At 72.4% G+C, this 24,266-nt stretch carries 20 protein-coding genes; 13 read left to right on the forward strand and 7 right to left on the reverse strand.

Features of this window, described 5'->3' with window-relative positions:
- The first annotated feature begins 348 nt into the window (after nucleotides 1-348).
- Nucleotides 349-1,506, forward strand: a complete 1,158-nt coding sequence (locus tag ACFV6E_RS39515) for a S1 family peptidase (RefSeq protein ID WP_385177881.1) — start codon at nucleotides 349-351, stop codon at nucleotides 1,504-1,506.
- A gap of 37 nt (nucleotides 1,507-1,543) precedes the next feature.
- Here ACFV6E_RS39515 and ACFV6E_RS39520 read toward each other — a convergent pair whose 3' ends face one another.
- On the reverse strand, nucleotides 1,544-2,767 hold the full coding sequence (locus ACFV6E_RS39520) for a cytochrome P450 (protein ID WP_385177883.1): 1,224 nt from the start codon (nucleotides 2,765-2,767) through the stop codon (nucleotides 1,544-1,546).
- Between the two features lie 148 nt (nucleotides 2,768-2,915).
- Here ACFV6E_RS39520 and ACFV6E_RS39525 point away from each other — a divergent pair, with 148 nt between their 5' ends.
- Nucleotides 2,916-4,559, forward strand: coding sequence for a GMC oxidoreductase (locus ACFV6E_RS39525; protein ID WP_385468410.1), 1,644 nt, complete (start codon nucleotides 2,916-2,918; stop codon nucleotides 4,557-4,559).
- Here the strand turns inward: ACFV6E_RS39525 and ACFV6E_RS39530 are convergent.
- From ACFV6E_RS39530 to ACFV6E_RS39540, 3 genes are read right to left on the reverse strand one after another with little or no spacing between them, the layout of a single operon-like run.
- On the reverse strand, nucleotides 4,540-5,055 hold the full coding sequence (locus tag ACFV6E_RS39530; protein ID WP_385177388.1) for a carboxymuconolactone decarboxylase family protein: 516 nt from the start codon (nucleotides 5,053-5,055) through the stop codon (nucleotides 4,540-4,542). The genes ACFV6E_RS39525 and ACFV6E_RS39530 overlap by 20 nt on opposite strands.
- Before the next feature lie 6 nt (nucleotides 5,056-5,061).
- On the reverse strand, nucleotides 5,062-6,138 hold the full coding sequence (locus ACFV6E_RS39535; RefSeq protein ID WP_385177386.1) for a dihydrodipicolinate reductase: 1,077 nt from the start codon (nucleotides 6,136-6,138) through the stop codon (nucleotides 5,062-5,064).
- Nucleotides 6,139-6,196: 58 nt separating this feature from the next.
- Nucleotides 6,197-7,336, reverse strand: a complete 1,140-nt coding sequence (locus ACFV6E_RS39540; RefSeq protein ID WP_385177384.1) for a sulfite oxidase — start codon at nucleotides 7,334-7,336, stop codon at nucleotides 6,197-6,199.
- 793 nt (nucleotides 7,337-8,129) lie between these two features.
- Between ACFV6E_RS39540 and ACFV6E_RS39545 the strand changes: the two genes are divergently transcribed.
- The 4 genes from ACFV6E_RS39545 (at nucleotide 8,130) to ACFV6E_RS39560 (ending at nucleotide 10,438) form a co-directional block, all read left to right on the forward strand.
- A complete protein-coding gene (locus ACFV6E_RS39545) occupies nucleotides 8,130-8,639 on the forward strand; it encodes a hypothetical protein (protein WP_385177382.1) in 510 nt (169 codons plus the stop codon).
- 407 nt (nucleotides 8,640-9,046) lie between these two features.
- Nucleotides 9,047-9,547: a hypothetical protein gene (locus ACFV6E_RS39550; RefSeq protein WP_385468413.1), complete on the forward strand. Its 501-nt coding sequence runs from the start codon at nucleotides 9,047-9,049 to the stop codon at nucleotides 9,545-9,547.
- Nucleotides 9,548-9,658: 111 nt separating this feature from the next.
- Nucleotides 9,659-9,829 carry a hydrophobic protein gene (locus tag ACFV6E_RS39555; protein ID WP_385177379.1) on the forward strand — a complete coding sequence of 57 codons (171 nt, stop codon included), beginning with the start codon at nucleotides 9,659-9,661 and terminating at the stop codon, nucleotides 9,827-9,829.
- Between the two features lie 51 nt (nucleotides 9,830-9,880).
- Nucleotides 9,881-10,438 (forward strand): Dps family protein, encoded by a 558-nt coding sequence (locus ACFV6E_RS39560; RefSeq protein ID WP_385177377.1) that lies wholly within the window; start codon nucleotides 9,881-9,883, stop codon nucleotides 10,436-10,438.
- A 74-nt stretch (nucleotides 10,439-10,512) separates the two neighbouring features.
- On the opposite strand, the gene ACFV6E_RS39565 is transcribed toward ACFV6E_RS39560, so the two are convergent.
- Together ACFV6E_RS39565 and ACFV6E_RS39570 are read right to left on the reverse strand one after the other, a co-directional pair.
- The gene (locus tag ACFV6E_RS39565) at nucleotides 10,513-11,448 is read right to left on the reverse strand and encodes an anti-sigma factor RsbA family regulatory protein (RefSeq protein ID WP_385468416.1); all 936 of its coding nucleotides are present in this window, start codon (nucleotides 11,446-11,448) and stop codon (nucleotides 10,513-10,515) included.
- On the reverse strand, nucleotides 11,445-11,813 hold the full coding sequence (locus ACFV6E_RS39570; protein ID WP_385468419.1) for an STAS domain-containing protein: 369 nt from the start codon (nucleotides 11,811-11,813) through the stop codon (nucleotides 11,445-11,447). The genes ACFV6E_RS39565 and ACFV6E_RS39570 overlap by 4 nt, the downstream gene beginning before the upstream one ends.
- A 264-nt stretch (nucleotides 11,814-12,077) precedes the next feature.
- Here ACFV6E_RS39570 and ACFV6E_RS39575 point away from each other — a divergent pair, with 264 nt between their 5' ends.
- The 4 genes from ACFV6E_RS39575 to ACFV6E_RS39590 all read left to right on the forward strand — a co-directional run bounded on the left by ACFV6E_RS39575 (nucleotide 12,078) and on the right by ACFV6E_RS39590 (nucleotide 20,783).
- Entirely contained in the window at nucleotides 12,078-12,947 is an 870-nt protein-coding gene (locus ACFV6E_RS39575) for an RNA polymerase sigma factor SigF (protein WP_385176772.1), read from the forward strand.
- 492 nt (nucleotides 12,948-13,439) lie between these two features.
- A complete protein-coding gene (locus ACFV6E_RS39580) occupies nucleotides 13,440-17,735 on the forward strand; it encodes a HAMP domain-containing protein (RefSeq protein WP_385176775.1) in 4,296 nt (1,431 codons plus the stop codon).
- Nucleotides 17,736-17,832: 97 nt separating this feature from the next.
- Nucleotides 17,833-20,280: a SpoIIE family protein phosphatase gene (locus ACFV6E_RS39585; RefSeq protein ID WP_385468422.1), complete on the forward strand. Its 2,448-nt coding sequence runs from the start codon at nucleotides 17,833-17,835 to the stop codon at nucleotides 20,278-20,280.
- Nucleotides 20,281-20,426: 146 nt separating this feature from the next.
- On the forward strand, nucleotides 20,427-20,783 hold the full coding sequence (locus tag ACFV6E_RS39590) for an STAS domain-containing protein (RefSeq protein ID WP_385176780.1): 357 nt from the start codon (nucleotides 20,427-20,429) through the stop codon (nucleotides 20,781-20,783).
- 212 nt (nucleotides 20,784-20,995) lie between these two features.
- Here the strand turns inward: ACFV6E_RS39590 and ACFV6E_RS39595 are convergent, their stop codons facing one another.
- Nucleotides 20,996-21,427: a MarR family winged helix-turn-helix transcriptional regulator gene (locus ACFV6E_RS39595; RefSeq protein ID WP_385468425.1), complete on the reverse strand. Its 432-nt coding sequence runs from the start codon at nucleotides 21,425-21,427 to the stop codon at nucleotides 20,996-20,998.
- A gap of 201 nt (nucleotides 21,428-21,628) precedes the next feature.
- On the opposite strand from ACFV6E_RS39595, the gene ACFV6E_RS39600 reads away from it, so the two are divergent.
- The 3 genes from ACFV6E_RS39600 to ACFV6E_RS39610 all read left to right on the forward strand — a co-directional run bounded on the left by ACFV6E_RS39600 (nucleotide 21,629) and on the right by ACFV6E_RS39610 (nucleotide 24,255).
- On the forward strand, nucleotides 21,629-22,810 hold the full coding sequence (locus tag ACFV6E_RS39600; RefSeq protein ID WP_385176548.1) for a PP2C family protein-serine/threonine phosphatase: 1,182 nt from the start codon (nucleotides 21,629-21,631) through the stop codon (nucleotides 22,808-22,810).
- 129 nt (nucleotides 22,811-22,939) lie between these two features.
- Entirely contained in the window at nucleotides 22,940-23,839 is a 900-nt protein-coding gene (locus tag ACFV6E_RS39605; RefSeq protein ID WP_385176551.1) for an STAS domain-containing protein, read from the forward strand.
- A complete protein-coding gene (locus ACFV6E_RS39610) occupies nucleotides 23,836-24,255 on the forward strand; it encodes an STAS domain-containing protein (RefSeq protein ID WP_385176554.1) in 420 nt (139 codons plus the stop codon). Before ACFV6E_RS39605 ends, ACFV6E_RS39610 begins: the two co-directional genes overlap by 4 nt.
- Nucleotides 24,256-24,266 lie beyond the last annotated feature (11 nt).

Below are 24,266 nucleotides of genomic sequence, written 5' to 3' on the forward strand. Positions count from 1 at the left end.
GCCGACACGAGAGGTGTCGGCCGCGCCCGTCACATGTGCCCCCGGCGTCCGCCGCTCCGTGCCCGCGGTTCCCAGGTCCGCGCCCGCGGTTCCCCGGTCCCGTGCCCGTGACCCGCCGCTCCGTGCCCGCGGTTCCCCGGTCCCGTGCCCGCGGCCCGCCGCTCCGTGCCCGCGGTTCCCCGGTCCGCGCCCGTGACCCGCCGCTCCGTGCCCGCTGTCAACCCGTGCTGACTTTGGCATAGACCTGCATACCGCGGACGGCTATTCTCATCGGCGCACGCACTGAGAGCGCTCTCATCATGCCCTTCCGCTCCTCCCCCACGTCCGGAACGACGAAAGGCAACTCCCTTGAGACGCAAGTCCGTTCTGCGCGCCGCCCTCTCGGCGGCCCTGCTGCTGAGCACCGTGGCCGCCGGTGTCGGCACCCAGGCGTCCGCGGCCGACACCCCCGCGACCGGCACCGCCGCGAAGGAGCCCGCCTCCGCGGGCCTGCTGACCGCCATGCAGCACGACCTCGGCCTGTCCAGGAGCGAGGCCGCCGCGCGGCTGAAGTCCGAGACGAAGGCGCGGGCCGTCGACAAGTCCGCCCGGCGCGCGGCGGGCAGCGCCTACGGCGGCTCGTGGTACGAGGCCAAGAGCGGCACGCTCACCGTCGCCGTGACCGACGCCTCGCGCAAGGCGGCCGTGGCGGCGACGGGCGCCGACGTCAAGCTCGTCGAGCACAGCCAGAAGCAGCTGGACGCGACGGTCGAGCGGCTCGACGGCCTCGACGCCCCCGCCGGCATAGGAAGCTGGCGCGTCGACCCCGAGAGCAGCACCGTGGTCGTGAACGTGGTCGCCGCGCACAAGGATGACAACGATGTCCGCGCCTTTCTGGCCCAGGCACGCGACGCCGGCCCCGTGACCGTCGAGGAGACGAGCCAGGCGCCGCAGACCTTCGCGGCGGGCACGGTCGGCGGCGACCCGTACTACACGGGCAACGTCCGCTGTTCCATCGGCTTCTCGGTGTACGGCGGTTTCGTCACCGCCGGGCACTGCGGCTCGGCCGGCGGGAGTGTCAGCGGCTGGGACGGCAGCTACATCGGCAACTTCCAGGGCTCGTCGTTCCCCGACAACGACTACGCCTGGGTCAACGTCGGCAGCGGCTGGTGGACCGTACCGGTCGTGCTTGGCTGGGGCACCGTCTCCGACCAGCTCGTGCGCGGCTCGGGCGAGGCGCCCATCGGCGCCTCCATCTGCCGCTCGGGCTCCACGTCGCACTGGCACTGCGGCACCGTCCTCGCCAAGAACGAGACGGTCAACTACAGCCAGGGCGCCGTGCACCAGATGACGAAGACCAGCGTCTGCGCCGAGCCCGGCGACTCGGGCGGCTCCTTCATCAGCGGTGACCAGGCCCAGGGCGTCACCTCCGGCGGCTGGGGCAACTGCACCAGCGGCGGCGAGACCTGGTACCAGCCCATCAACGAGATCCTCAGCCGTTACGGGCTCACCCTGCACACCGCCTGATCCCCCGCCCCCGGGCTCCCGTACGCGCTGCCGGCCGTCACCAGACGACCGGCAGCGCCTGCGGTCCGCGGATCATCGTGCGCCGCCGCCAGGGCACCTGCTCGGCGGGTACGGCCAGGCACAGTCCGGGCATCCGGTCGAGCAGGGTGTCGATCAGCAGCTCGGTCTGCATCCGGGCCAGGGTGACGCCCGTGCAGTGGTGCGGCCCGTTGCCGAAGGCGAGATGGCCGCCGGGGTCGCGGTCGATGTCGATCCGGTCGGGGTGTGCGAAGACCTCCGGGTCCCGGTTGGCGGCGAGGTAGGAGACGTACACGGGGTCGCCCGCGCTGATGCGGACGCCGCGGATCCCGACGTCTTCCAGGGCGATCCGGGCCAGGCCCACGGCGGTGCGGTGCGGCAGCCAGCGCAGCAGTTCCTCGATGGCCGCGGGCCGCAGCTCGGGCCGGTCGCGCAGCCGCTGGAGCAGATCGGTGCGGGTGAGCAGCAGGTAGAGCATCTGCCCGCAGTTGTGGGTGACGGCCTCGCCGCCGATCTGGAGCGGGCCCGCGAGGCCGATCGCCTCTTCCTCGCCGATGTCGCCGCGGCCCACGGCGGCGCCGAGCAGGGACAGCACGTCGGTGCCGTTGCCGCCGCGGCGGTCGCGGACGGCCCGGGTGATCCAGTCGTACATGCCGGCCTTGGCGCGTTCGGCGGCCTCGGCGCCGCCCGACGTGGAGATGATCTGCCGGGTCCAGGCGTGCAGCCGCCCGCGGTCGGCGGCGGGTACGCCCATGACCTCGCAGACGACAGCGATCGGGAAGGGCTCCAGGACGCGTTCGATCAGGTCGGCCGGGGGGCCGTCCCGCAGCACGGCGTCGACCAGCTCGTCGAGCATCCGCTGCGCGCGGGGCCGCAGCCGCTTCATGGCGCCGACGGTGTAGGCGCCGGCGACCGCGCGGCGCAGCCGGTTGTGGTCGGGCTGGTCGGCGAAGGCGAGTGAGCCGGGCTTCGGCTTGAAGTGCGGCGCGAGCCGGGTGACCTGACGGCCGACGACCTCACGGCGGCTGAAGCGCGGGTCGTTGGTGATCGCCTTCACGTCCTCGTGGCGGGTGGCCAGCCAGGCCCATCCCTCGCCGTGCGGGAGGCGGATCCGGGTGAGGGGGCCCTCGCGCATCAACTCAGCGAGTACCGGGTCGAATTGCGTCCCGTCCAGGTCGTGCGCGGGCCAGTCGCGGACCGGCGGCGGTGCCTCGCCGGTCAGTACGGTGCTCTCCTCTGTCATCCTCCCACCCTCGGGCGCGCCTGCCGGGCTGTCGCGCCGGGGTACTCCAGGGGGAGCAGCGCGACTGAAGTTACCCTCAGGTATGTAGTGACTGGCCAGTCGGCCGCGCTAGAACCTGGTTCCACTCAACGAGAGTGAGGAACCTCGCATGCGCCAGACCACCCCCGCCCCCAGAAGTCCCAAAGGGGTCTCCCGTCGCAGGTTCATCGCCGGGACGGGCTCGTTAGCCGGCACCGTGGCCCTCGCCGGGCGGGCCGCGGCGGCACCGCGCACGGCCGCCGCGGCGGCCGGCCCGATCGCCGACGGGGCCCGTGTCCCCGTACTGATCGTCGGCACCGGCTACGGCGGTTCCGTCGCCGCGCTGCGGCTCGCCCAGGCGGGTGTCGACGTCCACATGGCCGAGATGGGCATGGCCTGGGACACCCCGGGCACGGACGGCAAGATCTTCGCCAACACCACCAGCCCCGACTACCGGTCCTACTGGCTGCGCACCAGGACGAAGCAGCCGCTGAGCAACTTCCTCGGCTTCCCGATCGACCGGGACGTGCCCCGCTACACCGGGGTCCTGGACGCCGAGGAGATGGGCGAGATCACCGTCTACCAGGGCCGGGGTGTCGGCGGCGGCTCCCTGGTCAACGGCGGCATGGCGGTGACGCCCAAGCGCGAGAACTTCGGCGGCATCCTGCCGACGGTGAACGCCGACGACATGTACGGCACCTACTATCCGCGGGCCAACGCCGGGCTCGGCGTCGGCACGGTCGACCCGGACTGGTTCGAGACCGCCGACTGCTACCAGTACGCGCGGGTCGGCCGCAAGCACGCCGAGCGCTCCGGCTTCCCGTTCGTGTTCGTCCCCGACGTCTACGACTGGGACTACATGGAGCAGGAGGCGGCGGGCACCGTCCCGAAGTCGGCGCTGGCCGGGGAGATCCTCTACGGCAACAACTACGGGAAGAAGTCGCTGCAGAAGACCTATCTGGCGCGGGCCCTGGCCACCGGCCGGGTCTCCATCTCGGCGCAGCACAAGGTGACGTCGGTGACCCCGGCGGCGGGCGGCGGCTTCACCGTCGTCATCGAGCAGATCGACACGACCGGCGCCACCACCGCCACCAAGACCGTGACCGCGGGCCGGGTGTTCTTCGCCGCCGGCAGCGTCGGCACCAGCAAACTCCTCGTCCGGCTGAAGGCGACCGGCGCGCTGCCCGGCCTGAACGACCGGGTCGGCAAGGGCTGGGGCGACAACGGCAACGTCATGTGCGGGCGCGCCAACCATCTGTGGGACCCGACCGGCGCGCTCCAGTCGAGCATCCCCTGTTCCGGTATCGACAACTGGACCGCCGGAGGTGCCTTCGCCGAGGTCGCGCCGCTGCCCACCGGGATCGAGACGTACGCCTCGTTCTATCTGTCGATCACCGACACCCCGCACCGCGCCGAGTTCGGCTGGGACGCCGCGGCGGGCGCGGTCCGGCTGAACTGGCAGACGGCCTGGAAGCAGGCGTCCATCGACATGGCGAAGACCATCTTCGACAAGATCAACTCGACCGAGGGGACGATCTACCGGACCGACCTCTTCGGCACCTACAAGATCTGGGGCGACCACCTCACGTACCACCCGCTCGGCGGCGCCGTGCTGGGCGAGGCCACCGACAACTACGGTCGGCTGCACGGGTATCCGGGCCTGTACGTGATCGACGGCGCGCTGATCCCCGGCAACACCAGCGTCAACCCGTTCGTCACCATCACGGCGCTCGCGGAACGCAACATCGAAAAGATCATCGACGTGGATCTGTAGTGCGCGGCACGGGTTCCCGGTGGCCGGGCAGCACGCACACCGCGTCCAGACCGAGGACGTGGTTGAGCCGGCCGAACGCCAGCCAGGAACCGATGCTCATGCTCAGCTCCACGATCTCGCGCTGGGCGTAGTGCGCGGTCATCCGGGTCCAGAACGCGTCGTCCAGCCGGTGGTGGTCCAGTACGTACCGCTCCGCGTACTCGGCGGCCAGCCTCGTGCGGTCGTCGAAGGCGTCGGTGGTGCGCCACTGGGCCACCGCCTCGGCGAACCCCTCCCCGACCTTCTCCCCGTCCCGTTCGGTCCGCCAGTCCAGGCAGAAGAGGCAGCCGTTGAGCTGCGCGACCCGCAGCCGCGCGGCCTCGAACTCGCGCAGGCCCAGGGTGGTGTGCTCGTACACGGCCAGTGACAGGTGCGCCGCGGCCGGGCCGATGCCGGGCACCATCTCACCCCACACGTAGCCGATCGGGTCCTGGCCCCCGGGGATGTCGATGCGCATGCCCGTTCACTTCCTTCCGAGGCGGCCGGCCGCGGGGCGCAGCGGGACGTCGAGCGCGTCGTAGAGGCCGGGTTCGGCTTCCACCAGCCAGTCGACGGCGTTCACCAGCCGGCCCACCGCGGTGGCGTTGCCGCCCGCGGCCCGGTTGCCGCCCTCGTCGGTGGCCTCGACGGTGACCTCGACGCGCGGGCTGCCCTCGACGATCACGCGGTGCGCTCCGTCGCCGCCGTCGGGCGGCAGCGGCCAGTCCGGCGCGCAGGTCGGGTGGATGCGGGTGACGTGCTCGATGACGATCAACGGCTCTCCGCCGACGATCCCCTGTACCTCGAACCGCACCGCGCCCTGGGTCCCGGCCGCGAACTCGCCCATGGTGCGGGTGCGCACGGTGCTCTCCAGCGCGCGGCGGTCCAGCGTCTCGCGGATGTCGTCCAGTTCGGTGCCGAGCGCCCTGGCCAGTAGCCGCACCTGTCCGCCCCAGACCATGGTGGGGATCGACGGGGCGAGCATCAGCGGTTCGAAGTCCATCGGCTGCCCCATGCCGATGAGGTTCCGTACGGCGTCCTCCTGGTCGTAGGCGGAGTAGTCGAAGATCTCCTGGCAGCGGACCGCGTCCACCGTGCCACCGACCCCGCTGACCAGCAGGGGCAGTACGTCGTTGGCCCAGCCCGGGTCGACCCCGGAGACGAAGAGCGAGCCGCCGCCGTGCGCGATCGCGCCGAGCACCGGATCGCGGAACTCGGGCGGGGCGCCGCGCTGGTCGTAGAGCGGGTACAGCGACGGGGTGACGACGACGGCGCCGGCCCGCAGTGCCCGGCAGACGTCGGCGAGGGCGTCGTCGGGACGCAGGTCGCCGGAGGCCGCGTAGACCACGGCCCGGGGGCCCGCGGCCAGTACGGCGTCGGTGTCGTCGGTGGCCGGGACGCCCAGCGGGCGGGCGAGCCCGGCGAGTTCGCCCGCGTCGCGGCCGACCTTGGCGGTGGAGTGGACGAGCACGGCGGCGAGCGAGAGTGCCGGGTGGGCCTCGACGGCACGGATGGCCGCGCGGCCCACGTTGCCGGTGCCCCAGACAACCGTGGGAATCATGCGCCGGAGGGTAGCGACAGCGCGCCGAGGTTCCTAGGGTCGCGGCGGCGTCCGGGTGTCAGGCGCCCGCTCCGGTGTCCTCGGGGTCGGTGCAGAGCACGGGGACCCGCTGGACGAGGTTGTTGGCGAAGCCGCCGCGGTTCCAGGGCTGGCGCAGGGGCTGGGTGTTGCCGTCGGCGTCGGTGGCCCGGGCGCTGAGCACGTGGCTGCCCGGTACGGCGGTCCAGTCGGCGTGCCAGCGGCGCCAGGCCCAGCGGTGTCCGGTGTCCGGGTCCAGGCGCGCCCGCCGCCAGGTCTTGCCCTCGTCCGCGCTCACCTCCACCGACGTCACCGGGGCGCGCCCGGACCAGGCGCGGCCCTGGAGCGGTACGGTGCCCGGCGCGACCACCCGGATGCGGGACATGAAGTCGGGGAAACCGGGCGGCACCAGCAGGGCGCGCGGCTCGATCACGGTGACCGGTTCGCCCTTGTCGTCGGCGTCCTGCCTGAGCCGGTAGGCCACGTCCTGCTGGAACCCGGTGAACGGCGTCTCGGTGACGGTGATGTCCCGCAGCCACTTCACATGGGCCATGCCGTACCAGCCCGGCACCACCAGGCGCAGCGGGAAGCCGTGCTGGGGCGGCAGCGGGGCGCCGTTCATCGTGTGGGCGACGATGACCTCGCGGTCGTCGTCGAGGGCGGCGGCCAGCGGGAGGGCGCGCCGGTAGTCCTGTTCGACGCCGCGCTCGACGCCGTGGTCGGCGCCGGTGAAGACGACGTCGACCGCGCCCGGGGCGACGCCCGCCTCGGCGAGCAGGTGGCGCAGCGGCACGCCCGTCCACTCGGCGGTGCCGACGGCCTCGACCAGCCAGGGTTGGCTGACCGGCCGCGGGGTGAGCAGCGCCCGGCCGTTGCCCGCGCACTCCATGGTCACCCGGTGGGTGACGGAGGGGCAGGCCCGCAGATCCGCGGTGGTCAGCCGCCACGGCCGGCGTACCGAGCCGCCGACGGCCAGTTCCCACGGGGTGGTGTCGTCCGCGTACGGGATGTCGTAGTGGGTCAGTACGTAGTGCAGCCCCGGCGGGGTGACGTCGTGCCGCAAGGCCTCCAGCGGCAGCCCGTGGTTGCGGGCCGCCAGGGCCAGTTCCTCCGGGCTGATGCCCTCGCCCGGGGCGGCGAGCCGGGCCGGGGCGCTGACTTGCTCCGCTCGACGGGTCATGCGCGCAGTGTCCGCCCCGGCCCGGCGGGACACCAGTCACCGGCAGGTCGGCATCGGTCACCGGCGGGCCGGTGTCCGCGACGGTGACGGCCCGGGGCGCACTCCGGGGCGGAAACGGTGCGGCACAGCGTGCCGTATCGGCCCGTCGTGCCACGCAATACGCGGCACTCCATGTCACGGGCCCGGTCAGGCCGCCCGGCCCGCGGGCGCATTCACGGAGGAACCCGGGTGTTCCAGGCGCTTCTTCGCGTCCGACTGTCCTGAATCCTCCGCTGTCATGTGCCAGCGGCACCGCTAGGCTCCGCCGAAACCTCTGTCCCATCGCCCCTGCCGGACCACTTGTTCAGAGGACGGCGAAATGATCAGACAGCGAGCGGCGGACCGGCACGGCAGCCGCGCCGCGCGGCCGGCGACACCGGCGGCCGCGAAGAGGCCGGCACCGGGCTCACCGGCCCCGGATCCCCTGACACCCGGGTGCGGGCCGGTCAGGACGGGTCCACCGCGCTACCGGGACCGGCACCGCTGACCCCCGTCGTCCGCAGCCGGCTCATCGCACCACTCACCCAGTGGTGGTCCCGCCGTCGGCGGCGGGGCCGTCCGCGCGACCGAAGGAGCACCGGACATCGAAGCAGCATCCTGGAGACGGGCCGGCCGCGCCTACGCCGTCCCCGAACTCCCCGGCGAATGGCTGGCCCTCGGCACCGCCCTGGTCCGCCTGCCCCTCGGCCACATCGCCTGTGCGGTCGTCCGCGAGGACAGCGAATCCGGCCCCGGCTACCACGCCCGGGTCACGGTGCAGCCGCTGTACGTCCCCATGGACACCTGGCAGGCGTCGTCCGGCTTCCGCCTCGGCGAGCGGACCGGACACCCCCTGCGCCCCGGCTTCGACACCCCGGAGGAGGGCGCCGAATCCATGCGGGAACTGGCCGCCCTCGTACGGACGGAGGCGCTGCCCCACTTCGAGCGGTACGGGAGCCCGCAGGGGTTCCTCGACTGGTGCCGCACGGCCGCGGCCGGGCATCCGGTGGCGGACCGGGCGCGGCTGCTGCGCCAGCAGGCGGCGACCGAGGTGCTGCTCGGTCAGGTCAGCGCCGCGCTCGCCACCCTGGACGGCGTCTCGGCGGTGGCGGACGGCGTCCCGGACCCGCCGGACTGGCTGTCGGTCCTCGACAAGGAGGCACGGCAACTGAGCCGCCTGGTACGGGAGGAGGGCCTCGAAGCGGCCCGTGCCGACCTCGCCCAGACGGAGACCCTCATGCGCACGGCCCTCGGCCTGCCGTCGCGCGGCCTCACCCGGTCCTGATCCCCGGCGCGGACCGTCCGCCGTGCCCCACGGTACGGGCCCTCTCGTCCCCCCATGCGAGAGGGCCCGGCCGGCCCACCGGGAACGGACGAGGCGGCGGCCTACCCGGAATGAGCAGGACAGCGGCCCACCCGGATCGGGCGGGACGGCGGCCCACCCGGATCGGGCGGGACGGCGACCCACCGGGAACGGGCGGGACGGCGGCCACCGGGAACGGACCGGAGCAGCGGCCCACCGGAAACGGGCGGGACGGCGGCCCCGTAGCGGCGGCCCACCGGGAACGGGCGGAGCGGCGGCCCCGTAGCGGCGGCCCACCGGGAACGGGCGGAGCGGCGGCCCGGCGAGAGCGGGCGAGCGGCGGCGCCCCGGCAGCGGGCCGGGAACCCGCTGCTGGCACACTGCTCGCCATGGCACCGCTCACGCCCGCACGGGCCCTCACTCTCCTCACCAGTGGGCTGACCTGCCTCCTGGCGGCCGTGGGCGGTCTCGTCGGCGGCCTGTTCGGCGGCCTGCACGCCGGTCTGCTCGCGGCGGCCGGCGCGGCCACGGCGGGCGCGCTCGTCGCGGTCGTCGCACGACGGCGGGCGCTGGCCGCCTTCGCCGCCGCCCGGCGGCAGGCCGGGGCCCGCGGTTACGCCGGGGGCCTCGCGCACGGCGTCCTGATCCAGGTCGCCGCCTACGAGGCCGCCGTCTTCCCGCGCTCGGGGCCCGCGGGCGTCACCCCCGAGGAGCGCGCGGCCCGGCGGTCCCTCGCCTACCGCATGGCCGCGCTCGACGACGTGCCCGAGCCGGTCCGCCGGGCCGCGGCCGACGTGCTCGCCCTCCTCGACCGGGCCGACCGCCCGCTCGCCGAGGAGGCGATGGCCGAACTCGCGGCGGCGGTCCGCCAGGAGTACGTCCGGCTCTGACGCCCCACGGCGCCCTCCGCTCCGGCGGCTTCCCTTTCGTGTTCCGCCCCTTCAAGACCCAGGTGTAGCCCAATGGAAGCGGGGCACTTGAGGTGCTGGAGGTTGATATTGATGGTTCCCCTTCTTCTGGTTCTTCTGCTCGCCCTGATTCTTTTCGGCGCGGGTTTCGCTCTCAAGGCCCTCTGGTGGATCGCGGTCGTCGTTCTCGTCGTATGGCTTCTCGGCTTCGTCGTCAGGCCCGCGGCCTCCGGCGGGCGACGCGGCCGCTGGTACCGCTGGTAGCCGTGACGGCCGAACCGACCACAACCCACCTGCGAAGGGAGACGAAAAAGAATGTCGACGTCTGAAACCCCGAAGTACACGGTCCCCGGTCTGAGCACCCAGGACGGCGGAAAGGTCATCGATCTGCTGCGGCTGCGACTGCACGCGCTGAACGACCTTTCCCTGACTTTGAAGCATGTCCATTGGAACGTCGTCGGGCCGCATTTCATCGCGGTGCACGAAATGCTCGATCCCCAGGTGGACCGCGTCCGGGAAATGGCGGACGACACCGCCGAGCGCATCTCCGCCCTGGGCGGTGTGCCGGGCGGCACCCCGGGCCTGATCGTGGCCGAGCGCACCTGGGACGACTACGACGTGGGGCGCGCCGACGCCATCGCCCACCTCGGCGCCCTCGACCTGGTCTACACCGGGATCATCGAGGCCCACCGGGAGGCGGTGACCGAGGTCGGCAAGACCGACCCGGTGACCGAGGACCTCCTCATCGAGCACCTGCGCTCGCTGGAGCAGTTCCAGTGGTTCGTCCGCGCCCACCTGGAGAGTTCCGGCGGCAAGCTGGCCACGGCCGGCGCGCACACGGAACGCGAGGCTGCGCGGAGCGCCGGGCAGTGACCTGAGCTTCCGCACCGACGGCGGTGGCCCGGACCCTGCTTGAGGGGTCCGGGCCACCGCCGTACCCGAAGGGTTCAGCAGATGCCGAGATAGCTGCGGATCGTCGTCCCGCTCTCGCCGGTGTGCACACGGACGAGGTCCGAGAGGTAGTGGACGAGGAACAGACCCCGGCCGCCGATCTGCTGGGGCGCCACCGGGTGCCGGCCGGCCAGCGGATCGGTCAGCCGTCCCGCGTCCCGCACCTGGCACACGAGATGCCCGCCCTCGGTCCACAGCCGCAGCGTGCCGGAACCGCCGCCGTGGATCACGCTGTTCGTGGTCAGCTCCGCGACGACGAGGGCCAGGTCCTGGCGGCGCGCCGCCGTCATGCCGCGCTCCCGCGCCGCGTCGAGCGCGGCGTCCCGGGTGACCGGCAGGGTGTCGCCGTCGAAGCGGACCGTAGCCGCCCCCGGCGGGTGGGGCAGCCTCTCGTTGCAGCGCGCGAGGACGGCCCCTGGAGCGTAGGCGGTGCTGGCGCGCGCCCGGCCGCCGTCGATGACGACCGGGTGCGTGGCGTGCGCGTCGGCCAGCACTCCGGCGGCGAGCCCGGCCGCGTCGTACGGGCAGAGGATCGTCACCTCGCGTCCGGCGAACGCCTCGTTGATCAGCGCCTCGTGCTGTATGCAGGCCGGGTACTCGGTGTCGGTGCGGCCGGGCCAGACGGGCTCGCCGATGATCCGGACCCGGCCGCCGCCCGCGGCGTCGGCGAATCCGCGCAGTACGGAGGGGATGATGCGGCCGGGGTTGCGCCCCGCCTCGGTCATGTCGACGAACCGCACGTCCGCGGCGGCCGTGCCGAGCTCCGCCCTGATCAGGTCGAGGCGCGGTACGGGCGCGGCCACCGCGACGGGCTCGCCGGCGGCGATGCCCTCCCGCAGGAACGGCACGGTCCCCGCCACGTACTCGGCGTCGCCGCGGTAGAACAGCGCCGGGTGGGCGAAGGCCCCCGGCGAGGTGGCCGTACTCGTCATGCGACCACCTCGATCGTCCGAAGTTCCGGCCAGAAGAGCCCGAGCAGGCGCGCGAGCTCGGGAGGCGGCCGCTCCACGACGAACCGCCGCCTCGCCGCCAGGCCCTGGGCGGTGTGCGCCAGGTCCGACGCCCCGGCGACGTCCACGAACGTGACCGAGGACAGCTCCAGGAAGCACACGGTGTCGGACCGGCTCGCCAGCTCCCGCAGGGCCGCTCGCCACAGCGCACGCGTGGGCGGGCTGATCTCGCCCGCCATGCGCAGGCCCGGACGCTCCCCGAGCAGCTGGCGGCGGAGAACGGGTCCGCCGGGCACCGGGCCGGGCAGCACCCGCGCCGGCACCGTCCCGTCACCCCCGTGCTGCATGGCCCCCGCTCCTTCCGTCCCCCTGGCGTACCCGGCGGTCACCGGCCCTCCGGCGGTCCGCCCTGACCGGCGGTTACCCGGCGCGGCGGCTCGCCGAAACGTACCGCCGCGCGCACCGGCCCCGGCCGCGTCGTGCACCATGGGGTGAGAGACATCACTTGTGCATCCGGATCCGTAAATTTTTCCGAAGACAGTGGAGTGATCCCGGAGAACCGGGGCACGCGGGCTGTGTCATCAGTACGTACGACGATTGGGGTGGACCGCATGGCAGCCGTGACGGCAGTGGACACAACGGCCACGGCACTTGAGACGGCCGAGACGGATCTTCCGTTCATCGACGACCCCTCGAAGGTGAAGCCGAAGGACGCGCGGGACCTGTCGCGCCAGTTCTTCGACCGCCTCGCCATGCTGGAGGAAGGCACCCACGAATATCAGTACGTCCGCAACACCCTGATCGAGATGAACCTCTCGCTGGTGCGCTACGCGGCCTCCCGCTTCCGCAGCCGCGGCGACTCCATGGAGGACATCGTCCAGGTCGGCACCATCGGGCTGATCAAGGCGATCGACCGGTTCGAGCTCACCCGCGAGGTCGAGTTCACCTCCTTCGCCGTCCCCTACATCGTGGGCGAGATCAAGCGCTTCTTCCGTGACACGAGCTGGGCCGTGCACGTGCCGCGGCGGCTTCAGGAGGCCCGGGTCGAGCTGGCCAAGGCCACCGAGGAGCTGCAGACCCGGCTGGGCCGGATGCCCACCACGCGCGAGCTGTCCGAGCTGATGTCCCTCCCGGAGGAGGACGTCGTCGAGGCCCGAAAGGCCGCCAACGCCTACACCCCGACCTCCCTCGACGCCGCCCTGACCAGCAGCGGCGCGGCCGAGGGCGAGAGCGTGCTGGCCGACTTCATCGGCGCGGAGGACGCCTCCCTGGAGCTGGTGGAGGACTTCCACTCGCTGGCTCCGCTGATCGCCGAGCTCGACGATCGTGAGCGCCGCATCGTGCACCTGCGTTTCGTCGAGGAGCGCACCCAGGCCCAGATCGGCGAGGAGCTGGGCATCTCCCAGATGCACGTCTCGCGGCTGATCACCCGCATCCTCAAGCGGCTGCGCAAGGGTCTGCTGGACCCGGCCGTCGCCTGACGATCCCGTACGGCGCAGGGCCGAAGGGCCGGAGAACCGCGAAACCGCGGTTCTCCGGCCTTTGCCGTTTCTCCGGCGTTTCGCTGTTCTCCGGCCGGGCCCGTCGTCGTTCTCACCGGCGCACCGCGCATTTTCGGCCGGTGCGCCGGGGGAAACGGCGGGATCTTTTCGCCGGGGCCGACCGGCGCCGTGCCCCTGCCCCGGGACCGTTTCACGGCGTCCGGCGCGGGGAGAGAGAGCAAGAGGGTCCTGTGTATCCCCGCCGCGCACGGTTATGCCTGGTCCCGGCGGTTTTTTCGGCCGCCCGTGAGGTTCCGCTCCACCGCTTTGTCGACCACATGTCTTCTGGGTTAGCCTCTGGCGTATTTTCTCAGCGGGCAGATCCGTGATCTGCGGGAATGTCGCGGACGGTAGAACAGACCGGCCGCGGGTCCGGCTTGGTTCCGAGTCCTTTTCCCGGGGACTCCTGGGGAGCGGGAACAAGGGGTTTGCATGACCGTGACAACTACGGAGTCCGTCAGCCGGGCGCCCGGCGAACAGGAACTGCGCCAGCTGCTGGCCGGCCTGACCGCGGTGCGCGACGGTGACTTCGGCACCCGCCTGCCGGACGAGGCCGACGGCCTGCTGGGCGACATCGCCAAGGTCTTCAACGGCATGGTCGACCAGCTCTCCCTGTTCACCTCCGAGGTGACCCGGGTGGCACGCGAGGTCGGGACCGAGGGCACGCTGGGCGGCCAGGCGGAGGTCCCGGGCGTCTCCGGCACCTGGGCCGACCTGACGGACTCGGTGAACGCCATGGCGGGCAACCTGACCACTCAGGTCCGCGACATCGCGCAGGTCGCCACCGCCGTCGCCAAGGGCGACCTCTCGCAGAAGATCGACGTGCCGGCCCGCGGTGAGATCCTCCAGCTCAAGGACACCGTCAACACGATGGTCGACCAGCTCTCCGCGTTCGCCGACGAGGTCACTCGCGTCGCGCGCGAGGTCGGCAGCGAGGGCCGCCTCGGCGGCCAGGCGCAGGTGCCGGGCGTCGGCGGTGTCTGGCGCGACCTGACCGACTCGGTGAACCTGATGGCGGGCAATCTGACCGCGCAGGTCCGCAATGTCGCCCAGGTGACCACGGCCGTCGCCAAGGGCGACCTCTCGCAGAAGATCACCGTGGACGCCAGGGGCGAGATCCTGGAGCTGAAGAACACCATCAACACGATGGTCGACCAGCTCTCCGCGTTCGCCGACGAGGTCACCCGCGTCGCCCGCGAGGTCGGCACCGACGGACGGCTCGGCGGCCAGGCGGACGTGAAGGACGTCCGCGGCACCTGGCGCGATCTGACCGACTCCGTGAACTTCATGGCGGGCAACCTCACCGCGCAGGTCCGCAACATCGCGCAGGTCGCCACCGCCGTCGCCAAGGGCGACCTGTCCAAGAAGATCGACGTGGACGCCCGCGGCGAGATCCTGGCGCTCAAGGAGACCATCAACACGATGGTCGACCAGCTCTCCGCCTTCGCCGACGAGGTGACGCGGGTCGCGCGCGAGGTCGGCACCGCGGGCAACCTGGGCGGCCAGGCCACCGTGCGCGGCGTCTCGGGCACCTGGAAGGACCTCACCGACAACGTCAACGTGATGGCGTCCAACCTGACCGGGCAGGTCCGCTCGATCGCCCAGGTCGCCACCGCCGTGGCCCGCGGCGACCTGTCGCAGAAGATCACGGTCGAGGCGAAGGGCGAGGTCGCCGCGCTCGCCGACGTGATCAACACGATGGTCGACACGCTGTCCGCGTTCGCCGACGAGGTCACCAGAGTCGCCCGCGAGGTCGGCACCGAGGGCAGGCTCGGCGGCCAGGCGCACGTGCCGAACGTGGCGGGCACCTGGAAGGACCTGACCGACAACGTCAACTCCATGGCCAACAACCTCACCGGGCAGGTCCGCAACATCGCCCTGGTGACCACGGCGGTGGCCCGGGGCGACCTGTCGAAGAAGATCGACGTGGATGCCCGCGGCGAGATCCTGGAGCTGAAGACGACCATCAACACGATGGTCGACCAGCTCTCGTCGTTCGCCGCCGAGGTCACCCGGGTCGCCCGTGAGGTCGGCAGCGAGGGCAGGCTCGGCGGCCAGGCCGAGGTCGAGGGCGTCTCTGGCACCTGGAAGCGGCTGACGGAGAACGTGAACGAACTGGCCGGGAACCTCACCCGGCAGGTGCGCGCCATCGCCGAGGTGACGAGCGCCGTCGCCGAGGGCGACCTGACCCGGTCGATCACGGTCGAGGCGTCCGGCGAGGTCGCCGACCTCAAGGACAACATCAACTTCATGGTGGAGTCCCTGCGCGAGACCACGCGGGCCAACCAGGAGCAGGACTGGCTGAAGACCAACCTGGCCCGCATCTCGGGCCTGATGCAGGGCTACCGGGACCTGGACGTGGTCGCCGAGCTGATCATGGACGAGCTGACCCCGCTGGTCTCCGCCCAGTACGGGGCCTTCTACCTCGCCGAGGAGGCCGCCGAGGGCACGGAGCTGCGGCTCGTCGGCTCGTACGGGTATCCGGACTCCCCCGACGACCACGGCCGGCCCACGCGGATCCGGATGGGGCACTCGCTGGTCGGGCAGGCGGCCCGCAGCCGCCGCGCCATCACGGTCGACGAGCTGCCGCCGGGCTATGTGACGATCTCGTCGGGGCTCGGCCGGATCGCCCCGACCGCCCTGGTCGTGCTGCCCATCGTGGTCGAGGAGCAGGTGCTCGGCGTCATCGAGCTGGCCTCCGTCACCCGCTTCACACCGGTCCACCAGGCGTTCCTGGAACAGCTCATGGAGACCATCGGCGTCAACGTCAGCACCATCGTGGCCAACGCCCGCACCGACGAGCTGCTCGACGAGTCGCAGCGGCTGACGGCCGAACTCCAGGCGCGCTCGGAGGAATTGCAGGTCCAGCAGGACGAACTGCAGCGCTCCAACGCCGAGCTGGAGGACAAGGCGTCGCTGCTGGCCACCCAGAACCGTGACATCGAGGCCAAGAACCTCCAGATCGAGCAGGCCCGGCAGGAGCTGGAGGCCCGCGCCCAGCAGCTGTCCCTTGCCTCGAAGTACAAGTCGGAGTTCCTGGCCAACATGAGCCACGAGCTGCGCACCCCGCTCAACAGCCTGCTGATCCTGGCCCAGTTGCTGGCGCAGAACCCCTCGCGCAACCTCACGGCGAAGCAGGTCGAGTACGCGGGCATCATCCACTCGGCGGGCTCGGACCTGCTCCAGCTCATCAACGACATCCTCGACCTGTCCAAGGTCGAGGCGGGCAAGATGGACGTCACCCCCGAACGCGTCCCGCTGCCCCAGCTCCTGGAGTACGTCGAGGCCACCTTCCGGCCCATGACCTCGCAGAAGAGCCTGGACTTCACCATCACCACGGCGCCGGGCGCGCCCGGCGACCTGCTCACCGACGACTCACGGCTGCGGCAGGTGCTGCGCAACCTGCTGTCGAACGCGGTCAAGTTCACCGAGCAGGGCAGCGTCGAGCTGCGGATCGAACCGGCGGCGGGCGACGAGGTGCCGCAGGGGGTGCTGCGCGGCGGCACCGTGGTGGCGTTCCGGGTCAAGGACACCGGCATCGGCATCCCGGAGCAGCAGCTCGAGACCATCTTCGGAGCCTTCCAGCAGGCCGACGGCACCACGAGCCGCAAGTACGGCGGCACCGGTCTCGGCCTGTCCATCACCCGGGAGATCGCGCATCTGCTCGGCGGCGCCGTCACCGTGGACAGCACCCCGGGCCAGGGCAGCACCTTCACCCTGTTCCTGCCCGTGGCCCGGCCCGACTTCGAGGAAGTGCTCGGCGGCGTACGGCAGTTGGAGGCCGCGCAGGCGGGTGGCGGCTCCGGTGCCGCCGACGCCGTGCTCGTCCACGACGTGAAGTCCGGGCCCGTCTCTCCGGCGCGGCGCAACCGGCGCCGGCTGCTGGTGGTCGAGGAGCGGCCGCGGGGTCTGCTGACCCTGGTGGCCGAGAGCGCGGTCGGCGATCTGGCCCGCGGCCTCGACGACACCGACGGACGGGAGAGCGCCGACGTCACCACGGTGGCCGGGGCGCAGGAGGCCGCGGCCGCCCTGGCCGCCCAGCCGTGCCACTGCGTGGTCCTCGAACTGGGCCTGCCGGCGGGCGAGGCGGCCCACTTCCTCCAGGCGCTGGAGGGCGACTCCGCGCTGGCGAACGTGCCGGTCCTGGTCCACAACGGCAACCGCATCGACCTGACGCAGGAGCGGGCGCTGCGGACGCTGTGCGGGGACCGGCCGCTGGAGTTCCTCTCCAGCCTGGACGAGCTGCGCGAGCGCATCGCCCTGCACCTGTCCGCCGAGGAGCCGGGCGACGTACTGCCGCTGGTGCGCACCGAGGAGCCGCAGCACCCGGCGTCCCAGCTCGCCGGCGAGTCCTTCCACGGCGCCACCGTGCTCGTGGTCGACGACGACGCCCGCAACCTCTTCGCGCTCAGCGGGATCCTGGAGCTGCACGGCTTCCAGGTGCTGCACGCGGAGAACGGCAGGAAGGGCATAGAGACCCTGGTCGGCCACCCCGACGTCGCGCTGATCCTGATGGACGTGATGATGCCGGAGATGGACGGGTACGCGGCCACCGCCGAGATCCGCAGAATGCCGCAGTACGCGGGCCTGCCGATCATCGCGGTCACCGCCAAGGCGATGCCCGGGGACCGGGAGAAGAGCCTGCTGTCGGGTGCGAGCGACTATGTGACCAAGCCGGTGGACACCGACGACCTCATCGCCTGCGTCCGGCGCTGGCTGAGCGTGTGACCCCGGGCGGCGCCCGCCGGTCCGTACGGCAGCGCGGGCGCCTCCTACCCCCTCCTTCCCGCCCGCCGCGGGGCCCCAGCCGAGGAGTTACCGCACAGTGAGCACTACCGAGCAGCCGGGTGGCCAGGTTCCCGAACTCTCCGCCGGCTCCGCCGGTCCGCGGGGGGCCGACGCCGTCGGCGGTCTGCCGGGGGTGTCCCCGACGTCGCCGGTCGGCAGGCTGGCGGCCACGGTGGAGCGGCTGCGCCGGGAGGTACGGGCCGCGCAGGCGGAGGCCGACGGGCGCGCCCTGATCGAGCTCGCCAAGGGCATCCTGGTCGAGCGTCTGGGCTGCGGGCCCGCGCAGGCCGCGCGGCAGCTCGACGAGCTGACCGAACAGGCGAAGGTGCCGCTCCTGGAGCTGGCCGTCGACGTCATCAACCAGGCGGCGCGCGACCGGGTGACCGAGGTCACCAGCACGTTCCTGGCCGGCACGGCGCAGGCGGGCGACCGCGCGGACGCCTCCTCCGCCGTACGGCTGCGGGAGGCCGAGAGCGGGGCGCTGGCCGCCGACGACACCCAGGCGGTGGCCGACTCGCTGCTCCAGCACGCCCTGACGCCGCTCGGCGCGGTGGCGGTGGCGATCTGGGCGGCCGGCGCGGACGGTTCCCTGACTCTCGCGGGCAGCGCGGGGTTCTCCGCGGCGGAGGCGGTGCGCTGGCGTTACGTACCGCCAGGGGTGGCGACGGTGGCCCGGCGCGCGCTGTCCGAGCGCGCGGTGCGGTGGACCACGTCGCCGGCCGGGGTGCCGACGATCGGGCACACCCTCTTCCCGGACGGCGGGCGGGTCGCCGCGCCCGCCGGGGCCGGCGGCCGGATCCACGGGGTCCTGGAGATCGCCTGGCCCGGACCCCTGGAGCCGCAGCCGCCCCAGGTCGCCCGGCAGGTGGAGGCGCTGGCCGAACTGTGCGCCCACACCCTGGAGAACCGTTCGGCCCCCGGCGAGGAGTACGGGCCGCGCGGGCCGCAGGACACGGCCGACGTGGCGGAGCTGATCGACCTGGTCGACGGACTGCACGACCCGGCCCTGGTCCTGGTGCCGCACCTGGACGGCAGCGGTCAGCTCTCGGACTTCCGGATCCGCCATGTCAACGGCCGGTTCCTCGATCCGGCGGGCCGGCCCGGCGGGCTCGTCAGCGGTGCCCTGCTCCTGGAGGCCTATCCGATGGCCGCCGGGCAGAGCGGCCTGTTCCAGCACGTCGAGCGGGTCTACGCCACGGGCGAGCCGCTGCGTGCCCACCGGATGGATCTCACCGCGCTGGTCGACCAGGTGCCGCTGGCGGCCATGGCCGACATCAGCGTCAGCCGGCACGGCAACAGCGTGCTGCTCATCTGGCGCGTGGAGGACGAGACGGCACGCCTGGCCAGTCTGCTCCAGCACGCCCAGCGCCTGGGCCGGATCGGCGGCTTCGAGGAGAACCTGCGCACCGGCGAGATCACCTGGAACGGCACCCTGTTCAGCCTGTACGGCCGTCCCACGACGAGTGCGCCCGTACCGCTGGAGGCTCTGGCGGCCCACGCGCACCCGGACGACGCGGTCTCGATCGGCCGGTTCCTGCGGACGCTGCTGCACCATCGCAGGCCCGCCACCGCGGCGTTCCGGCTCCAGCGTCCCGACGGGGTCACCCGGCACATCCGGGTGGCCGCCGAACCGGTCCTCGACGCCGACGACCGGCTGTTCGTGGTGCGCGGCGCCTATCAGGACATTTCCGCCCAGCACTGGACGGAGGTCGCCCTCGCGGCCACCCGGGACCAGCTCGCGCACAGCGAGCAGCAGGCGCACGAGCGCAACCGGCTCACCCTCCAGCTCCAGCACGCGATCATGCCCCCGGCCCAGGCGCCGCTGCGCACCCCCGGGATCCAGGCGGCCGTCCGCTACCGTCCGGCGGAGACCGAGCAATTGGTGGGCGGTGACTGGTACGACACCTTCGTCCTGCCGTCGCGCAAGGTGCTGCTGTGCGTCGGGGACGTGGCGGGGCACGGCATAGAGGCGGCCACCAGCATGGTGGTGCTGCGCAACGCGCTGCGCGGTCTCGCGGTGACCGGCGCGGGCCCCGGCCAGCTCCTGTCGTGGCTCAACATGGTGGCGCACCATCTGACGGGCGCCGTCACGGCCACGGCGGTCTGCGGCCTGTACGACCCGGCGGACCGCACGCTGCGGTGGGCCAGGGCCGGGCATCTGCCGCCGGTGCTGATCCGGGACGCGGAGGCGAGCCCGCTGCCGCTGCTCAGGGGGATACTGCTGGGCGCCGTACCGGAGGCGGTGTACGAGGAGGCCGAGGTGCAACTGGCCGTCGAGGACACCCTGCTGATGTACACGGACGGTCTCGTGGAGCGCCGCGACCGGTCGGTGGAGGAGTCGCTGACCCAGTTGCTGACCTCGGCCCGCACCACCCCGTCCACCCTGGACAGCCAGCTGGACCGGCTGCTGACGTACAGCAGGTCGGACACCGACGACGACACCTGCATCGTCGGTATACGGCTGGTGGCCGACGCCTCCGGGTGAGCGCCGCCCGGCCGGCGCCGGGGCGCGTGAACCGGACGGGTCCCCTGATCCGATCTTCAGGTGTGGGGGTCCGTTCGAGGGGTAAACGGTGACGTGCCCGCCGCGGCGTCCAATGGGAGGTAACAGTGTCGGCCGAGCAAGCTCCGGTGTCCGTCGACGTGACGCTGCCCCGGGAGGGCATAGCCCTGGTCACCGTCGTGGGCTTCCTGGACGCCGACACGGTGTCCGAGCTGCGCCGGCATCTGACGGAGCAGTTGCGCCGCGGGAGCCGTCATCTGCTTATCGACCTGTCGGCCGTCTCCTTCATGGACTCGTCCGGCATCAACGTCATCCTCAAGTCCCACGAGGAGACGCGGCGGGCGGGCGGTTCCATCCGGCTCGTCTCCCCCACCAGAACCGTCCAGCGGATATTGGATCTCACCGGGGTGAATCTTGCGGTGGCCTGCGCCGCCGACGTGGACGAGGCGCTGGCGCAGGTGAGCGAGGTCACCGGGCGGCGTTAGGCCCGCTGCGGCCGGTTCACGTGGTACCGGCAGGCGCAATAGTTGTCATTTGACAACTGTCGCCGTCAGGCAACAAAGTGAGGGCGCGTCGGACAGTGCTGATGCACCGGACGCGGGAAAGGACCAGGGATGTTGCGGTGGGCTGGGCCGGCTGCCGACGCCGGCGGACCGCGGCACGCTGCCACGGAGCACGGGCCGTCGACGGCCGCCGTTCAGGCCGTCCGGGCGTCCATGGCCCCGTCGTCGTGGAACTGCGCCGCCGCGGCGGCGCAGAAGGACTCCAGACCGCGCAGCAGCGCCGTGCGCTGCGAGGCCGGCATCTGCGCCAGGACCGACTCCAGGGCGGCCTCGCGGCGCGAGCGCAGTTCGCGCAGGAACGAGCTGCCCCGCGGACTCAGGAAGAGGCGCAGCTCCCGCCGGCTGGTGGCGCTCGGCCTGCGCTCCACGTACCCCACGGCCTGGAGCCGGTCGCAGAGCCGGCTGGTCGAGGGCGGGGTGGAGCCCAGCGCGTCGGCGAGGGAGCGCAGGTTGATGCCCTCGTTGTGCTCGAGGATGAACAGCACGCGGAGCTGGGAGGCGGAGACGGGAGACGTCGACGCGCGCCCCCAGACGATCTCCAGCAGCTCGGCCGCCTCTGAGGTCACCCGAGCCACCTCACCGGGCTGCGGACGCGGGCCGGAGGAAGTCACCGTCTCACTCTCCCAGTCTTCTCTGACTGTGTCAGCCTGCCAGGGGCTGCGGCAGTCACCAAACCACGGATACCGGTGCCGACCGCTCCAGGGGGCGGCGGCACCCGGAGCGTGGACCCGAAATCGTACTAGTCGAAGAATGGCGTACCCGACATCGTGAACAGATTCGTGGCCGCGGAGCGTGCGCTGCGCACCGCGGCTCCCCACCAACTTCTGGACGCGGTCAGCGCGGTGCTCAGCAGTCACTTCGCGGCCGTCTCCGTCGAGTTGTACATGGCGGACTACGGTTCGACCGTGCTCCAGCCCGTGTCCGAGCTGCCGCACACCCTCGACCCCGTGCCGGTGCACGACAGCCCCGCGGGGCGGGCCTTCGGGGCGCAGCGGCCGTTCACGGAGGAGTCCGCCGGCGGGCTCACCCGGATCCACCTGCCGGTCACCGTGCGCGGCGACCGGCTCGGCGTGCTGAGCGTGAACATGGCCTCCGCCCACCTCACCGAGGAGTCGGCGGCCGAACTCGCCGACATAGCCGAGGTGCTCGGCCACGAGGTGCTGGTGGCCGAGCGCGACACCGACCTGTACATCCAGGCGCGCCGCAAGGACCGGCTGACGCTGGCCGCGGAGATGCAGTGGCAGCTGCTCCCGGGACGCTCCTGCGCGCGTCCCGAGTACGAGCTGGGTGCCCAGCTGGAACCGGCCTACGCGATCTTCGGCGACAACTTCGACTGGTCGGCCGGCGCCGATCAGCTGATGCTCTACATCACCAACGGGATGGGTGAGGGCATCGAGGCCTCGCTGCTGACGAACCTGGGCATCAACGCGCTGCGCAACGCACGCCGGGCGGGCATTCCGATCGAGGACCAGGCGGCCCTCGCCGACCAGGCGATCTACGCCCAGTATCGCGGGGCCTCGTACCTCTCCGTGCTCATGCTGGACTTCGAGCTGTCCACGGGCCGGATGCGTGTGGTCGACGCCGGGTCACCGCAGATGCTGCGGCTGCGGGGCCGCACCGTGGAGCGGGTCGACTTCGAGGCGCAGCTTCCCCTCGGCATGTTCGAGGAGACCGATTACGTCGTACAGGAATTCCAGGCCGAACCCGGCGACCGGCTGGTCTTCGTCAGTGACGGGGTGCACGCGGTCGCCGCGCCGGGCGGGGAGAAGTACGGGGAGCGGGCGCTGTCGAGCGCCGTCGCGTCCACCCGGCTGCTGCCGGCGGCCGAGGTTCCGCGGGCGGTGCTCAGGGAACTGTCCGGTCACCGGGGCGGTCCGAGCCCGGAGGACGACGCCCTCGTGGTGTGCCTGGACTGGCATGGCCGGCCGGCGCCCGGGACGGACGGCTGACGATCTTGCGGGGTGAGCGGCTGTCGGACGTGAGCGGGCCATGACTACAGTTGTTGCGCGGCAAGCGACAGCGTCCGCCGGCGGCTTCCCGAACGCCGGAACATCGCAGGGCATTAAGGAGACGAGTACGTGGCGGAGCACGAGGCAGCAGGTCAGCAGGGGTCCCCGGCGCAGGAGGTCGGGAACTTCCTGCGCAGCCGTCGTGAGCAGATCGCCCAGCGCTGGGCCGACGAGACGCTGTTCCGTACGGTGTTCACGGTCTCCCGGGACGAGGCGGTCGAGGCCGGCCGGGCGGTGGTGGAGGCGCTCGCCGCGGTCGCGGTGACCGGACAGGTCGAGGACCTGGGCGCGACCGGTTTCTCCGCCGTGCGCGAGCAGCTCGGACGCATGTCGGCCTCGCGCACGCGGGCCGGCGCCACCTCCGTCCAGATCGCCCATGAAGTGGCGGCGCTGCGGCCCGCGGCGACGGAGCTGCTGTCCGCCGAGCTGTCCGGCGCGCACGACGAGCACGCCGAGGCGTGTGCCGTCGCGCTCACCGCGCTGCTCGGCACGCTCCGCCTCGTCGTCCTGGAGACGGCGCTCAACGACGGGCAGGAACTCATCGACCGGCAGCGGCTCCAGCTCCTCGAGGTGGCGACGCCCGTGATCAAACTGTGGAAGGGCATCGTCGCGGTGCCCCTCATCGGCACGCTCGACAGCGCCCGCAGCCAGGTGGTCATGGAGAGCCTGCTCGACGCCGTCGTCACCGAGCGGGCCCGGTTCGCGATCCTGGACATCACCGGAGTGCCGACGGTGGACTCCCTGGTGGCCCAGCACCTGCTGAAGACCGTGGCGGCGGCCCGGCTGATGGGCGCCGAGTGCATCGTCTCCGGGATCCGTCCCGCCATCGCGCAGACCATCGTGCATCTCGGCATCGACCTGGGCGAGGTGGCCACCCGGGCGACCCTCGCCGACGCGCTGGGCCATGCCCTGCACCAGCAGGGCATCACCGTCGTCGACCCGTCCCGCGCCGGTGCGAGCCCGCGGTGAACGGCCCGTACGACCACGCCCCGGGCCCCGCGGTGCCCGTGCTCAAGCTCGGCGGCGTCCTCCTGGTCACGCTCCAGGGCGATCTGCACGACGCCGCCGCGGAGCGACTGCTCCAGGACATCGGTGAGGCCGTCGCGGCCAGTTCCGTCACCGGTGTCGTCATCGACATCTCCGGCGTCGAGATCGTCGACTCCTTCCTCGGCCGGGTGTTCGCGGAGATCGCGGCCAACGCACGGCTGCTGGCCGCCGAGACGATCGTGGCCGGTATGCGGCCCGCCGTCGCCATCACCCTGGTCGAGCTGGGCCTCTCGCTGCCCGGGCTGCGCACCGCGCTCGACACCGAGGAGGCCATGCGGCTGCTGTCCCCGGCACCGCCCCACCTGCCCCACAGCCCCGCACGCCAGGAGAGCCCGTGACGGAAACCTCC

The organism is Streptomyces sp. NPDC059785, from assembly GCF_042732375.1.
Taxonomy (GTDB): domain Bacteria; phylum Actinomycetota; class Actinomycetes; order Streptomycetales; family Streptomycetaceae; genus Streptomyces.